A 13,470-nucleotide genomic window follows, 5' to 3' on the forward strand; every position below is an offset into this window, starting at 1 on the left:
CCGATCCTTCGGACAAGCCACAACCCGGACCTACCACCACTCAGTCTAACGACGGACTCCCAACTGCCTCTTGACATAAAGGGGAGCCATTACAGCTCACTCAATCTAGCTATATCCAGCCAGCCGGAAGGATATACTGACCGACCTTCAATCCGACTGCTGGAGCTAGCCGGAGGTTAGCGGGCTGCGGCCAGATATCTCTCGCGCAACTGGCCATCAGCGGGGAGTTCCAACTGGCCGCTAACACGCGACCGACCAGATGAAGACCGAGACCATTCACACGATTCGCCGCAGACTCCGCAGGGACCAGAATCCGGGGAGAAAGATCACGCGGCGACGGCAATGGGCTCGACCACGATCCGGGACCGGTCGAACACCGGACCTCGGACCGTGGCGGGCATGATCTTCACCCGCTTGCCGTGCAGGGCGCGTTTGAACATCGACCGTTTCTCGCCGACGTTCGCCGCCTTCCACCGCGCCTCCCACACCTCCAGGGATTCCGCGCGCGCCTTCGCCGAGTCATCGACCACCCGCGTGGCATCGATCGCCTCGAGGGTGACTTTCAACTCGTCGATCCGCCGATCCAACGGCGTGACAGCGGCGTCGTAGCGTTCCAAGCTGATCTCCCCGCGTCCGAGCCGACCGGACAACACCGTTGCCAACTCCTGCGACCGGGCCAGCTCATCGGCGACCGGCCGCCGCTTGGTCGCCGTCGCGACCGCTGCGGCGTTCATCGCCTCCGCATGACGCGGATCCGACAGGATAGCGACCACCAGCTTCCCGATCGCGGTGTCCAGCAGCCGCATATCCACCGACACCTTGTTGCACCCGCCACCGGTCAGCCGCTTCTGACATATGTACCGCCGCCGCGTCGTCCCATCGGGATACGGTGCCCGCTTGTACTGCGGTCGTCCGGTCAGTCCGCGACCGCAGTTCCCGCACTGCACCAGTCCCGAGCACACGTACTCCCCGGTCGCGGGTCGTCCCTTGCCCTGCCCAGCGAGCAATCCGGTCAGCCGGTCCCAGTCCGATTCGCTAATCAGCGCGGGTCCCTCGGTCCGGGCGACGTTTTCCCCCAGATACGGCACATAACCGCCGTTACGCGGATTGGCCGCGACCCGCTTCACCTTCTCCCCGCTCCACCGGGCACCGACCGAGGTCGTGATGCCCCGATCGTTGAGATCGAGCGCGATCTTCTTCATGCTTTCCCCGGCCAGGATCCGGCGCACCATCTCCCGGATCACCGCCGCCTCGGATTCACGGACCGTGGTCCCGTCGCGTTCGTACCCGAACGGGCGATGCGTGTGGTTGGACTCCCCGCGCGTGGCCTTCACCCGCTTGCCGCGCTTCACGCGAGTCGACAACCGGTCCGACTCATACGCCGCCGCGTTCAACTGATCGCGAAAAGTCTTGCGGCCGTTGGCAGTCGACAGATCATATTCGCCTTCGCTGTCCAACACCAGCAGGCCGCGTTCCGCCGCCAGGATCAGCCGTTCCCCCTCGATCGGCCGCCGCGAGAACCGCGCCATGTCGAACACGATCACCCCACCGCTCGCGCCCGACTCCAACCGCTTCATCAACGCGTCCCACGCCTTGCGCTGCACACGCGGATTCCACGCCGAGCGCCCCTCGTCGATGAACACTTCCCCGACCTCCGCGCCCAGCTCCGCCACCCGCGCTTGGCAGTCGTCGACCTGCCCGCCCGTGGACCGCTGCCGCTCATCCCCGATACGCGACACCCGCGCATAAATATCTATGATTGTGTGGTTACCGCCCGTGACCTGGCCATTCGCCATCACGATCACTCCCTTGGCTAAGGGGCCACTAATCCAATACTAGCCCCGGCCAGCAGGGCCAGTTCCTCCCGGCGCAGACCCGGCGTGCGGCGTCGGCCCGTGCTCGGCATGCCGACATCCGAGGGCGCGACTCGTTCCCGTCGGCGGCGCAGGAATACGCCCAGTTCACGACGTCGATCGGCGGAGTCGGTCATGCTCGGTGGCACCTCGGATTCCAGAATAAGCAGATTCTGGATACCAGGGTAAATGCCGCGCAGACTCGTTGCCGGGGGCGACCGCTCCCCTGACGAAGGGACTTCCGATGCTGGACGAGAAGGTCGTTGCGATCACCGGAGCGAGCAGCGGGATCGGCGAGGCGACAGCGCGGTTGCTCGCCACCCGCGGTGCGCGACTGGTGCTGGGCGCACGCCGCGGCGACCGCCTCGCCCAGGTCGCGGCGGACATCGAAAGGGATGGCGGTAGCGCCGTTTTCCTGCCGACCGACGTGACCGCGGCCGCGGACCTGCGGGCGTTGACCGCGCTCGCCACCGATCACTTCGGGCGCCTCGACGTGCTGGTGAACAATGCCGGACTCGGCACCATCTCACCGCTGGACGATCTGCGCGTCGACGACTGGGATGCGATGGTGGACGTCAACATCAAGGGCGTGCTACATGGAATCGCCGCTGCCCTACCGATTTTCCGTGCCCAGCACAGCGGGCACTTCGTGACCATCGCCTCCACCGCCGCCTACCGGATCGTTCCCGACATGGCCGTCTACGCCGGAACGAAATTCGCCGTCCGGGCCATCTGCGAGGGCCTGCGCCAGGAGGCCGGTGCGGACCTGCGCGTCACACTGGTCTCCCCGGGACCGGTCCGCACCCCGTTCGCCGAGGCGTCCACCAACCCCCGCGTGCGCGCCGCGATCAAGCAGACCAGTGACCGCATCGGCCTGCCCGCCGACGCGGTCGCCCGGGCCATCGCCTTCGCCATCGATCAGCCCGAATCGGTCGATGTCAGCGAACTCGTCATCAGACCTACCGCTCAGGCCTGAGACAGCAGCTGGGTCAGACCGACGATCGGCCCGGCTCGAGTGCAGGCGGTAGCGGTCACCGACTCGGCCACTGTCGTGGTGCCGCCGACGTGGTATCCGAGGGTGGCCGCCAGCGGTTCCGGTGGACCGTCCAGCGAGGATTGCGGGATTCTGTCAGGCTGTTCGGGGAAGCGCGTATGCGGTTCTGCTAGATGAGGGAGCAACATCATGATTCGTACATTCACCATGACCGTGGCCGTTTCGGCCGCGATGATCGGCGCGGGGGCCGGAATTTCCCAGGCCGCGGCGCCGGTGCCCGTGCAGCCGGTTGCCGCCGGACAGACCCAGGCGCTTCCCGGGCAGACGGTCGGCGGCGTCGTCGGTGGGGCGGTCGGCACGGTTGCGGGTGCGGGTCTCGGTGCGGTGGTAGGCGGCGCGGCCGGGTGCGTCGCGACGACGGTCGCGTGCCCCGTCGGGACGGTCGCCGGCATCGGCATCGGTATCGGCATCGGCGCGGCGACGGGTGCGGTCGTCGGCGCGACGGTGGGTGCGGGCGTCGGCGGCGCCATCGGCGCGCAGATCCCGGGCTGATTTCGTACGGCGGCGCTCGGGTCCTGTCGGGGACCCGGGCGCCGCTGTCGTTCGGTGGGGCCCTACCTCGCATCGCGGAATGGATCGGCGACGAGTACACCGATCGCGCCGGCCGCATCGCGCTCGCCGACCTGATCGCCGCGAGAGACGGCGAAGGCGCCTATCGGCAGGCCGAGAGCCTGCTCACCCATTTCGTCGCCAGATCGAACCAGTCGGCCCCGGAGAATTGATCGATCATGTTCGACCTCATCCTGCACGCCATTCCCGTTTTCGTGCTCTGCGTCGTACTGGAAGCCCTGTCGTTCCGATATCTCGCCGACGACGACGAACTCGGATACGAATCCCGTGACACCCGAACCAGTCTGGCCATGGGCATCGGCAGCTCCATCATCAACATCGGCTGGAAACTGGTGGTGGTGGCCACCTACGCCGGACTGTATCTGCTTGCGCCGGTACATCTTCCGACACACAATCCACTGACCTGGGTCGGGCTGTTCTTCGCGGACGAAATCGCCTACTACTGGTACCACCGCACGCATCACACCATTCGGCTGTTCTGGGCCAGTCACGTCGTGCACCATTCGAGCCGGCGCTACAACCTCTCGACCGCGCTGCGGCAGCCCTGGACGCCGTTCACGGCCCTGCCCTACTGGGCGCCGCTCGCACTCCTGGGCTTCCCGCCCTGGATGATCCTGCTGCAGCAGTCGATCAGCCTGCTGTATCAGTTCTTCGTCCACACCGAACGGGTCGGAATGCTGTGGCGCCCGCTGGAATTCGTCATGAACACCCCGTCCCACCATCGCGCGCACCACGGTTCCAACACCCAGTACCTGGACAGGAACTACGGCGGCATCCTAGCCATAGCGCACCGCACCGGCTCGGGTACCGGTCTCGGGATCCGCTTGCCCGCGGCCCCTGCGCATTTCGGCGCCCGGCGGGCTGTGGCCGAAATGATTACGACACAAACAGTTTCAGTTGTGAAGCAGGTGTCCGCTCCCGGCGACGCCGACATGGACGACGCTGTCGGCCGGGGGTGGCGGGTCGTCGGCGCTGGTGTAGGCGATCAGCCTGTCCGGCATCCCGTTCCCGGCGTCGGGGGCGAGTTCGACGCGGTGGTCGTACCCACGGAAGTGGCTGCGCACGATGCGGCAGGGGACCGAAGCCGGCGCCGGCTCGGTGACGAATCGGAGCTGCTGCGGGCGCACCAGCACGTATCCCCCTGACACGGAGGGCGATTCGAGGCCGAGCGCGCCCGCGGACTCGACGGGGATCAGGTTGGCTTCGCCGAGGGCTCGAGCTACGCCGGCGTCGACGGGACGCTGGAACAGTTCGTGCGGCTCACCGGCCTGGGCGATGCGTCCGTCGCGTAGGACGGCAACGAGATCGGCGAAGGCCAGTGCCTCGTCCACGTCGTGGGTGACCAGGATCGCGGTCGCGCGGGCCTGCCGGAGCAGGTCGGCGACCTCGGTGCGCAGGTCGGCGCGCAGGGCGGCGTCGAGCGCGGAGAACGGTTCGTCGAGCAGCAGCAGGTCCGGTCGCGGCGCGAGAGCGCGAGCAAGCGCGACGCGTTGCTGCTGGCCGCCGGAGAGTTGATGGGGGTGGCGATCGCCGAATCCGTTGAGGCCGACCAGATCCAGCATGTCGGCGACGCGGGTGTTCCGTCCCGCCCTGGGCAGGCCGAAACCGATGTTCGCGGCGACGCTCAGATGCGGAAACAGCGCACCGTTCTGGGGAACGTAACCGATGCGACGCTGTTCGGCGGGGATATGGGCGCGACCGTCGTCGAGCACCCGGCCGCCCACGGCGACCGTTCCCTGCTCGGCACGGTGGAACCCGGCGATCACGCGCAGCAGGGTGGACTTGCCGCAGCCGGAGGGCCCGAGCACACAGGCCAGCGCCCCGTCGTCGACGGCGAGGTCCACGCCGTGCAGGACGTGGTTGCGTCCATGGGTCGCAGTGAGATTCGTGATTTTCACGCCGGTCATCGAGCGCCTCCGTTCGCCGAGCGCAGGGTGCGGGTGGCCACCATCAGGACGGCGGGAATCGACAGCGCCGTCATCACCGCGGCGTAGGGCGCGGCGGCGCCCCACGCCAATCCCGTGGTGTAGACCCAGAATTGGGTGGCGAGGGTCTGGGTTCCGATGGGCCGCAGTAGCAGCGTTGCGGTCAGTTCGGTGGTGGCGGTGAGCGCGACCATCGCGAACGCGGCGCCGAGCCCGGGGACGATGAGCGGCACCGTGACTCGCGCCAGCACGGCCCACCACCGGACACCGAGCGATCGAGCGACCTCCTCGACGCCGGGAGGTACCTGTGCCAGGGACGCCCGGACCGCGGTGAGCGCGAGGGGGAAGAACAGGATGACGTATCCGGCGACGAGCATGGGCGGTTGCTGGTACAGGGGCTCGGCGTAGCGAATACCGAAGTACACCACCGCCAGTGCGACGGCGATACCCGGCAGCGCCCGGGTCAGATAGGCGACGCGTTCGACGCCCCGCGCCAGCCTGGTGTCGCGGCGCCAGGCATACAGGGCGACCGGAACGGCGGCCAGCGTCGCGGTGACGGCGGCAGCGAGCGCATAGCCGATGGTCGTCGCGGTCTGCGCCCAGATCGACCCAGGTGGCAGCGTGCTCGAATTGCCTTGCACCAGCCAGTATCCGAGCGCGTAGACGGGCACGCCGAGGGTGATCGCCACCACGGACAGCAGCGCGAGCAACGCCGGAATCTTGGCTCGCCGCAGGGCAACCGGCAGGCACGGGCGGCCGGTCGCACCCCCGGACACGACCCGTCCACGCCGCCCGACGCGGGCCTCGGCGGCCACCACCAACAGCGCCAGCCCGACGAGGACCAGGGTGAGCATGCTCGCCGACGCGGTATCGAAGGCCGTGGCGTACTGGGTGTAGATCGCGGTGGCGAAGGTCGTGAACCGCACCATCGCGAACGCCCCGTACTCCCCCAGCAGATACAGCGAGACCAACAGCGCGCCACCGGTGAGCGCAGGTCGCGCCAGCGGCAGGGTGACCCGCCACAGCGTGGACAGCGGCCCGTGACCGAGGCTGCGCGCGACCTCCTCGGCCGAGCCGTCGCCGCGGCGCAGCACCGCGGCGACGGGCAGGAAAACCAAGGGATACAGCGCGGATTCGATCAACACCGCGCCCCAGAAGCCGTGCACCGCCGGGAACAGCGACACCCAGCAGTAGCCGTGGACGAATTCCGGAACCGCCAGCGGCATCGTCAGAACGACTGTCCACCACCGCTTTCCGGGCAGATCCGTGCGCTCCACCAGCCAGGCGGCACCGAATCCGATCACCATCGTGATCAGTGTGACGACCACCGCCAGGCTGACCGTGTGCCACAGCAGCGTCACCATCAGCGGCCGGCGCAGCAGTCGGCGTGCGGCGGGCCAGCCGGACTGATATGCCTGCAGCGCAACGAAAATGAGCGGACTGGTGACCAGCAGCGTGATCAGGCCCGCGGTGAGACCGAGTCCGGGCAGCGGGCGGCGCGCCCATCCCCGGAGCGGGAATGCGCGCGCTCGCTCGACCACCGGGAGGGTCACGACAGCAGACCGGTTTCCTGCATGAGCTCGATGGCCTGCTTGCCGTCGCCGAGATCGCTCGCCTTGGCGATCGGGCCCGAGTCCTGCAGCGAACGAGTCAGCCGCGCATCGCTGACGCCGGAGACCAGCGGGTATTCGAAGCTCTCCGAGGTGGCGATGATCTGCTGGGCGGGCCGGCTGACCAAATAGGCCAGCCACTTCTGCGCCGCGGCCTGGTGCTTGCTCGACGCGAGCACCGCCGCGCCCGAAATATCGACCAGCGCACCGGGATCGCCCGGCGCGAAGTAGGACAGCGCGCTGTGGATGTTGGCCGCGCCCTTCTCCTCGCGCAGCCGGTACCAGTAGTAGTGGTCCACCACACCGCCCTCGACCTCGCCGCGATCGACGGCGGCGATCAGGTCCTCGTTGCTCTGGTAGACCTTGCCGTTGTCCTTGAGCCCCTGCAGCCAGGTGCGGGTGGCATCGACACCCGAGGCGGCGATCATGCGCGATACGATCGGGGCGAAGTCGGTCTCGCTCGGCGCGACACCCAGCCGGCCCTTCCATGCGGGTCCGGCCAGACCCTTCACCGAGGTCGGCGCCTGCACGGCCTGGACCTTGCCGGTGTTGTAGACGAACGCGGCCGAGCGCGCCGACACCCCGACCCAGTCCCCCTTGTCGGAGCTGACCTCGGCCGGGACGGCCGACAGCGTCGCGCCGTCGACCTTGGCGAGCTTGTTCTTCCCTTCCAGCAGGGTCAGCGCGGGCGGGTTCTCGGCGAAGTAGGCGTCGGCCGGGGAGGCGTCGCCCTCCTGCAGGATCTGGTTGGCCAGCTCCGCCTCATCGCCGGAGCGCACGTTCACCGTCACGCCGGTGCGCTGCTGGAAGTCCTTCACCAGTGCGGTCACAGTCTGCTCGTGCTGGCCGCTGTAGAGGGTGATCGAGTCCGACGCGGACTTGCTGCCGGAGCATCCGGCGATGGACAGCACCGCCGCCGAGGCCGCGGCGAGCGCCACGACGGTACGAAGGGAGCGGGACATGAGAACCTCCGATGGACACTGCTCCGCGGCAGTATCACCGCACAAGCGGAGGTTAGCATTACCTAAAACATCGGGGAAGCGCGGCCTGACCTTCAGTTCTATTTCGGTGTGATTCGGAAGAATCCGGTTGTGGTGCCCTGGTATTGGACCGGGCCCGGGGCGATCGTGCCGACCATCTGCAGGGTGTCGTCCACCGTGGTCGCGCCGACGAACTGTTCGGTGTCGAGCTGGCCGGTGTTCGGGTCGACGACGGCGAAGCTGAATCTGTCGCTCAGCCCCGCGGTGCCGTTGCCGAGCAGGGCGTGGCGGGTGAAGGTGTAGATCTTGCCGTCGGCCACGGACAGCCGGCCATCCGCATATTGCTCGACCAGCGCCGGACAAGCTCATTCCAGTTGTGCGGCAATGCCTTTGAGTTCACCACGGGAGGTCACACCGAGTTTCGGATAGGCCTTGTACAAGTGATAGCCGACGGTGCGGTGACTCAGGAACAGCTGCGCGGCAATATCCCGATTGGACAGACCCTGCGCGGCCAAACGCACGATCTGCAGTTCCTGCGGGGTCAACCCCGCTACCGCACGATCGCGGGGAACCTCACCGCTGTCCGGAGCTCCGGCTGCGACGAGTTCGTGACGGGCCCGCCGCGCCCATGGCTCCATACCGAGCCGAGAGAAGATCGTCAGCGCCTCGGACAGCTGCGTTCGCGCTGGAGCCTTACGCCGCGCTCGACGCAGCCACTCCCCGAAAAGTAATGCGGTGCGGGCATATTCGACCGGACGACCGTCGGCATCGTGCGCCGCCAGCGCCCGGGTGTACAGCTGTTCGGCCGCCTCGTCGTCGAGCAGTGCGCGACAGCGCAAGACCAGCGCGTCGGCCCACGGCTGCCGCACCGACTCGGCCCAGGCCTCGAACCACGCGAGCGGAGCGGCGGCCCGCTCGGGCGCTCCCGCCCGCACCGCCGATTCGACCAGGTCCGGGATGGATCGCAGGGCACTGAACTGATGGCTGAACGGTTCCCGGGTCAGGCGCTCGAGCCGGGTCAGCGCAGCCTCGGCGCGCCCCAGCCCGAGTTCGAGCACGCCGAGCGCCCAATGCGCCCAAGGCGTGACGGGTGCGCCGGACCCCATGGAGTCCCCGGCCAGTCCGGTGGCCGCGGAGCCCCGGCAGCTCTGTTCCTGTCCGCCCAAGGCCTGCAGGTAGGCGATCACACCAGTGAGGTGGCCGCTCCACTGCTGCTGCCCGGAGGAACAGCGCGCCCGAGGCCAGCGGCGTCATGCCGCGGCCCTGCTGCAGGTACAGCGCCAGGAAGAGGAAGAACGAACCCATCGTCATCTGATAGGCCAGCGAGAGCACCACGCCCACGGTGAACGCACGGTCCCGGAACAGGTTCGGATCGACCAGCGGTGCGGCGCCGCGGGCGGCCAATCGCCGCTGGTACCAAGCGAATACACCCAGCAGCACCGCCGCGGTGGCCAGCGACAGCCAGGTCCACAGGGGCCAGCCTTGCGTACGGCCCTGGATGAGCGGCAGCACCAACGCGACCAGAGCAGCCAGAATCAGGCCCACGCCATAGGGGTCGAGGCGGGTCCCCGCGTTTCCGCGTGACTCGGGCACCACTCGCCGCAGCACCGCCAGTGCGATCACACCCACCGGCACGTTGATCCAATAGATGGTCCGCCATCCGAGCCCGAACAGGTCGGCCTGGATCAGCGTGCCACCGATCAGCTGGCCGAACACCGCGGCCAGCCCCATGGTCAGGCCGTAGGCCGCGAAGGCTCGGGCTTGCCGTGCCCCCGCGAAGACCACGCTGATGATGCCGAGCACCTGCGGCGTGACCAGTGCCATGCCCACGCCCTGCACGACCCGCGCGGCGATCAGCTCACCCGCGCCGCCCGCCATCGCGCACACGATGGACGCCACCGTGAACAGCGCCATCCCGAGCCCGTATATGCGGCGTCGCCCGAACATGTCGCCCAGCCGGCCGCCGGTGATCAGACCCGCCGCAACGGCCAATCCGTACCCGGCGACCACCCACTGCATGGCCGCGCTGCTCGCATGCAGATCGGCCTGAGTCCCGGGAATCGCGACATCGACGATGAAGAAATCGAGGGTGGCCATGAAGATTCCGGCGAGCAGAACCAGCAGGGTGCCCCACGATGCGTGGTCGGAGGTGGCCCGGGCCGGTACGGCGACCGGGCTCTGGAGAGTGGAGGACGACATGACGGCTGTCATGAATCTTCGAAATCGGCTGCTTGTGAATGACAACCACGACGCTAGGAAGATCCGGGCGGCGGGGAATCTGTCGCGGTTAGGTACCGATGACTTGTCATCAACAGGTGGTTCACCACTTGCATTGCCGCGCCGCTTGTTCCGTCCATGTACGAAACGGCGAACCGACGACCACGAGCTGGTCGATCGACGCGAACGTCTTAAGTGCCTCCAGTAGTGGGAAGTTCGCTGGTCACGTCGGCGGCAGCTCGGAGCCTCCCAGGGGTGGATGGCGTGTAGATGCGCAGTTCGGAGGGGCTCACTACCGTGCTTGCTTCCGCCCGAGTTCCGAGATGTAAGGGATCCATATGTATGCCGATCTGGATCGGCTCGCCCTCGGTAGCTATCACACCGATACGGCCGCTGACCATGTGCGAGCAGCCCGTCAGCATCTCGAATCGGCCGAAGCGATGAACGGCATGTTCGGGCAGACCGGGGCCGCCCCGCATGCCGAGGTTGTCGTACGCGGTGCTCACAAACGGCAGATCGGTGCGCTCCACGGTCATCATCGAAACCTGACCAGTATCTACGAGAAAGCAACCGGCACCAGAAGCGTTTTCAGAGAGACGGATCGGGCAGCGGCTGATTCCACGCGGATGGGGTCGATCGCCGAACATGAATGAGCCGACACTGGTTGCTCTGTCCGTGCCTGAGCTGACTGCTGCCGCGGGAATAGATCCGTGGAAGCTGCAGGATCAGTTGCTGTCGGGCAAGCCGAATCAGATCAGCTTGCTGGCGCAGACGTTCTATGTGAGCGGGTCGCACACAAAAGAAGCGGATGATGCATTCACCCAGGCGTATAAGCATTTTCAGAATGCGCACGCCTCCGATAACGGATGTAATGCGATCAATGATTCGCGTGTTGTCAGCGACACGATAACCGAACTGAAGCCGACTGCGGACAATCTCAATCGAATCGGCGTCAATCTGGAGGAGATCGCGGGGGCGCTGGCAGACGCACAGAACAACACGTACGGTCCGATCGAGGCGCTCAATCGCTCAGTACAGCAGTTCGATTCGGAAATCGTCGCGCTACCGAAGCACAGCCACCTCGTCTACGAGGAAACGCGTCAGGGGATCGAGCAGGACGCGGAAAAAGTGGTGCGTACGGTCGGCGAGCAGTTGAACGGCATCGTCAACGACTACGAGAACGTGCTGAACGCCCGGATGACGGCTATCGAGTCGACCGGCTACATCCCGTCGGTCGTGCTCGATGACGGTGCGCCGGCGGCGCAGATACCCCCACAGTTTACCGACCCTAACCATGTCCCAAACCCCAAAGACGTGTTCGATTGGTGGACGCACCTCACTCCGGCCGCGCAGCAGGCCTTGCTGGCCGCACAGCCGGATGCGATCGGGAACCTGAACGGTATTCCGGTGGTCGATCGCAGCGCCGCGAACGAGCAGGTCATGAACAACGACATCCACAGGGCGGAGGATGCGGCAAACGTCCATGGCGTCAAGGTCGGCAACCCGATGGACGACACCAGCGCCCTCAGGGCACTGATGGAAAACCCAAACGCCTACACGAAGCTCGGCCTGACGGCTGACGAAGCCACGCGCGCCCACAATGCCCTCAACGTCCTCGCGGGCCTGCAGGCCGACGGCGGTCCGGACGCCGCCGTGCATCCCGGGCAGCTGCCGCCGACATACCTGCTCGCATACAATCCGCTCGCGTTCCACGGAAAAGGCACTGCCGCAATCGCTATCGGTAACCCGGACACCGCGGCCAATACCGCGGTCTTGGTACCGGGAGCGGGTCAGAGCGTGCGAGCCAGCGACTCGGACAACAGGGGTTGGTTCGTGACCCAGGGTTACCAAGCGCAGAATCTGTATGTCGAATCGAACCGAGCCAACCCGGGTCAGCCGACCGCGGTCGTGGCCTGGATGGGATACGACGACCCAGTCAACGGACTCACCGCCGTGGCGGCCGCCCCCTTCGAACCTCAACACGGGGCCGGTCCCGAACGCGCCGGTGGAATCCAGCTGGCCCAGGACATCAACGGGCTGGCAGCCACCCACCAGGGAAGCCAGCCCTCTCATATCACCGCGGTGGGCTACTCCGCCGGGGCCATTGTTGTCGGCGACGCGGCGGCCACGGGCATGATGCATAAAAGCCTCGGCGACGTTGTGCTTCTCGGCCCCGTCAGCACCGACACGGCGCACAAGGCGGCCGACTTCCACCTGAGTCACGGACAGGTCTATGTCGGCAGGGCACCCAACGACGCGAACGCGATCGTCGGCCATGGCTACTTGAATGCGGCGAGCACCTTGCTCGGGCAGGGAGGTGATCCGGACCCCCTCTCACCGGACTACGGCGCCGTCCCCATCAAGGCGGCAAATCCATCGAGTAATGATTTGCCGGTCGTCCATATCACTCCCAAGGGCCATCTGCTCTACTTCGACCCCGGCAGCGAACCACTGTATGCCACAGCCGACATCGTGTCCGGGAACGGTCAGCTGGCCGCGCACGGCATGTTGTCTCCCGACAAGATAGTCCCGCTCCCAGGCCGGGCCGGCGAGGAAGGGCTGACCACGTGGCAGCCGGGCGAGACCTCCGGAGCCGGTGTCAAGGACGACCACTTCCACTAACCGATCGACGGCCAGCACACCGGGCTGCTCCAGGACCGCTGAGGCCCGGTTCAGACCTTTCCGGTGATTCGTTCCGGCGGCATGCCCGGGCCGATGGTGGCCCGGATCTCTGACGGGTCATCCACACGACCGCAGTGGGCACACACGGTCTGGTGCGTGATTCCGGCCCCGCACACCGAGTGGGTGTAGAGGATCGGCGGCTCGCCGTCGGTCGCCCACTGGTCACCCCATTCGGTGAGCGCGACGAGGGCGGGCGCCAGCGCCCGCCCCTTCTCGGTGAGCAGGTACTCGTACAGCTCGGGCTGCTCGGAATACTTGTGGCGGTACATGATTCCGGATTCGACGAAGCCGTCGAGCCGGGACTTGAGGATATTGGTGGCGATGCCGAGGCTGCGCTGGAAGTCGCCGTAACGGGTCGCCCCGGCGAACAGCGCATCGCGAATGATCAGCAGGCTCCAGCGTTCGCCGATCACCTCGAGCGAGCGGGCGATCGAGCACACCTGCGAGTCATACATCTTCCCTAACACACCCGACAGTCTACCAGCACACTTGCATCATGAATGTGACTCACCGGGCAGTACCGCGCCGGGGGCGCCGACCATGCGCACCGCACCCTTCGCGACAGGGAAAAACGAGGCC

At 66.9% G+C, this 13,470-nt stretch carries 14 protein-coding genes and 2 pseudogenes; 5 read left to right on the plus strand and 11 right to left on the minus strand.

Annotated features, from left to right (window positions below; translation table 11 throughout):
• Positions 1 to 326: 326 nt before the first annotated feature.
• A complete protein-coding gene (locus tag ABH933_RS40780; protein ID WP_429427715.1) occupies positions 327 to 1,796 on the minus strand; it encodes a recombinase family protein in 1,470 nt (489 codons plus the stop codon).
• A 38-nt stretch (positions 1,797 to 1,834) separates the two neighbouring features.
• A pseudogene (locus tag ABH933_RS40785) lies at positions 1,835 to 1,990 on the minus strand (transcriptional regulator); the annotation flags it as partial.
• A 107-nt stretch (positions 1,991 to 2,097) separates the two neighbouring features.
• Between ABH933_RS40785 and ABH933_RS40790 the strand changes: the two are divergent.
• Positions 2,098 to 2,829: an SDR family oxidoreductase gene (locus ABH933_RS40790; RefSeq protein ID WP_429427705.1), complete on the plus strand. Its 732-nt coding sequence runs from the start codon at positions 2,098 to 2,100 to the stop codon at positions 2,827 to 2,829.
• Here ABH933_RS40790 and ABH933_RS40795 read toward each other — a convergent pair.
• Complete coding sequence (locus ABH933_RS40795; RefSeq protein ID WP_429427703.1) at positions 2,820 to 3,038, minus strand: hypothetical protein; 219 nt, start codon at positions 3,036 to 3,038, stop codon at positions 2,820 to 2,822. The genes ABH933_RS40790 and ABH933_RS40795 overlap by 10 nt on opposite strands.
• On the opposite strand from ABH933_RS40795, the gene ABH933_RS40800 reads away from it, so the two are divergent.
• On the plus strand, positions 3,037 to 3,399 hold the full coding sequence (locus ABH933_RS40800; protein WP_215917960.1) for a hypothetical protein: 363 nt from the start codon (positions 3,037 to 3,039) through the stop codon (positions 3,397 to 3,399). The two genes, ABH933_RS40795 and ABH933_RS40800, sit on opposite strands and share 2 nt — an antisense overlap.
• 62 nt (positions 3,400 to 3,461) lie before the next feature.
• On the opposite strand, the gene ABH933_RS40805 is transcribed toward ABH933_RS40800, so the two are convergent.
• Positions 3,462 to 3,590, minus strand: a complete 129-nt coding sequence (locus ABH933_RS40805; protein ID WP_429427701.1) for a hypothetical protein — start codon at positions 3,588 to 3,590, stop codon at positions 3,462 to 3,464.
• A 45-nt stretch (positions 3,591 to 3,635) separates the two neighbouring features.
• Between ABH933_RS40805 and ABH933_RS40810 the strand changes: the two genes are divergently transcribed.
• On the plus strand, positions 3,636 to 4,622 hold the full coding sequence (locus ABH933_RS40810; RefSeq protein ID WP_429455277.1) for a sterol desaturase family protein: 987 nt from the start codon (positions 3,636 to 3,638) through the stop codon (positions 4,620 to 4,622).
• Positions 4,623 to 4,916: 294 nt separating this feature from the next.
• Here ABH933_RS40810 and ABH933_RS40815 read toward each other — a convergent pair.
• From ABH933_RS40815 to ABH933_RS40840, 6 genes and pseudogenes are all read right to left on the minus strand, one after another.
• Positions 4,917 to 5,384 (minus strand): annotated as a pseudogene (locus ABH933_RS40815) (ABC transporter ATP-binding protein); the annotation flags it as partial.
• Complete coding sequence (locus ABH933_RS40820; RefSeq protein ID WP_429427697.1) at positions 5,381 to 6,955, minus strand: ABC transporter permease; 1,575 nt, start codon at positions 6,953 to 6,955, stop codon at positions 5,381 to 5,383. The pseudogene ABH933_RS40815 and the gene ABH933_RS40820, both read right to left, overlap by 4 nt.
• The gene (locus ABH933_RS40825; protein WP_429427693.1) at positions 6,952 to 7,974 is read right to left on the minus strand and encodes an iron ABC transporter substrate-binding protein; all 1,023 of its coding nucleotides are present in this window, start codon (positions 7,972 to 7,974) and stop codon (positions 6,952 to 6,954) included. The genes ABH933_RS40820 and ABH933_RS40825 overlap by 4 nt, the downstream gene beginning before the upstream one ends.
• A 98-nt stretch (positions 7,975 to 8,072) precedes the next feature.
• A complete protein-coding gene (locus ABH933_RS40830; RefSeq protein ID WP_429427692.1) occupies positions 8,073 to 8,312 on the minus strand; it encodes a hypothetical protein in 240 nt (79 codons plus the stop codon).
• A 45-nt stretch (positions 8,313 to 8,357) separates the two neighbouring features.
• Entirely contained in the window at positions 8,358 to 8,537 is a 180-nt protein-coding gene (locus ABH933_RS40835) for a response regulator transcription factor (protein WP_429427690.1), read from the minus strand.
• Positions 8,538 to 8,685: 148 nt separating this feature from the next.
• The gene (locus tag ABH933_RS40840) at positions 8,686 to 10,191 is read right to left on the minus strand and encodes an MFS transporter (RefSeq protein WP_429427688.1); all 1,506 of its coding nucleotides are present in this window, start codon (positions 10,189 to 10,191) and stop codon (positions 8,686 to 8,688) included.
• A 356-nt stretch (positions 10,192 to 10,547) separates the two neighbouring features.
• Here ABH933_RS40840 and ABH933_RS40845 point away from each other — a divergent pair, with 356 nt between their 5' ends.
• Positions 10,548 to 10,862 carry a DUF2563 family protein gene (locus ABH933_RS40845; RefSeq protein WP_429427686.1) on the plus strand — a complete coding sequence of 105 codons (315 nt, stop codon included), beginning with the start codon at positions 10,548 to 10,550 and terminating at the stop codon, positions 10,860 to 10,862.
• Complete coding sequence (locus tag ABH933_RS40850; protein ID WP_429427684.1) at positions 10,855 to 12,831, plus strand: alpha/beta hydrolase; 1,977 nt, start codon at positions 10,855 to 10,857, stop codon at positions 12,829 to 12,831. The genes ABH933_RS40845 and ABH933_RS40850 overlap by 8 nt, the downstream gene beginning before the upstream one ends.
• A 50-nt stretch (positions 12,832 to 12,881) precedes the next feature.
• Here the strand turns inward: ABH933_RS40850 and ABH933_RS40855 are convergent, their stop codons facing one another.
• Positions 12,882 to 13,358 (minus strand): winged helix-turn-helix transcriptional regulator, encoded by a 477-nt coding sequence (locus ABH933_RS40855; RefSeq protein ID WP_429427682.1) that lies wholly within the window; start codon positions 13,356 to 13,358, stop codon positions 12,882 to 12,884.
• Positions 13,359 to 13,470 lie beyond the last annotated feature (112 nt).

The organism is Nocardia sp. GP40, assembly GCF_050434125.1.
Classification (GTDB): Bacteria; Actinomycetota; Actinomycetes; order Mycobacteriales; family Mycobacteriaceae; genus Nocardia; species Nocardia albiluteola.

Bases quoted from the DNA above. Each gene is read 5' to 3' on its own strand.
- ABH933_RS40780 (WP_429427715.1), bottom strand. From the start codon at position 1,796: ATGGCGAATGGCCAGGTCACGGGCGGTAACCACACAATCATAGATATT.
- ABH933_RS40790 (WP_429427705.1), top strand. From the start codon at position 2,098: ATGCTGGACGAGAAGGTCGTTGCGATCACCGGAGCGAGCAGCGGGATC.
- ABH933_RS40800 (WP_215917960.1), top strand. From the start codon at position 3,037: ATGATTCGTACATTCACCATGACCGTGGCCGTTTCGGCCGCGATGATC.
- ABH933_RS40795 (WP_429427703.1), bottom strand. From the start codon at position 3,038: ATGATGTTGCTCCCTCATCTAGCAGAACCGCATACGCGCTTCCCCGAA.
- ABH933_RS40805 (WP_429427701.1), bottom strand. From the start codon at position 3,590: ATGGGTGAGCAGGCTCTCGGCCTGCCGATAGGCGCCTTCGCCGTCTCT.
- ABH933_RS40810 (WP_429455277.1), top strand. From the start codon at position 3,636: ATGTTCGACCTCATCCTGCACGCCATTCCCGTTTTCGTGCTCTGCGTC.
- ABH933_RS40825 (WP_429427693.1), bottom strand. From the start codon at position 7,974: ATGTCCCGCTCCCTTCGTACCGTCGTGGCGCTCGCCGCGGCCTCGGCG.
- ABH933_RS40840 (WP_429427688.1), bottom strand. From the start codon at position 10,191: ATGTCGTCCTCCACTCTCCAGAGCCCGGTCGCCGTACCGGCCCGGGCC.
- ABH933_RS40845 (WP_429427686.1), top strand. From the start codon at position 10,548: ATGTATGCCGATCTGGATCGGCTCGCCCTCGGTAGCTATCACACCGAT.
- ABH933_RS40850 (WP_429427684.1), top strand. From the start codon at position 10,855: ATGAATGAGCCGACACTGGTTGCTCTGTCCGTGCCTGAGCTGACTGCT.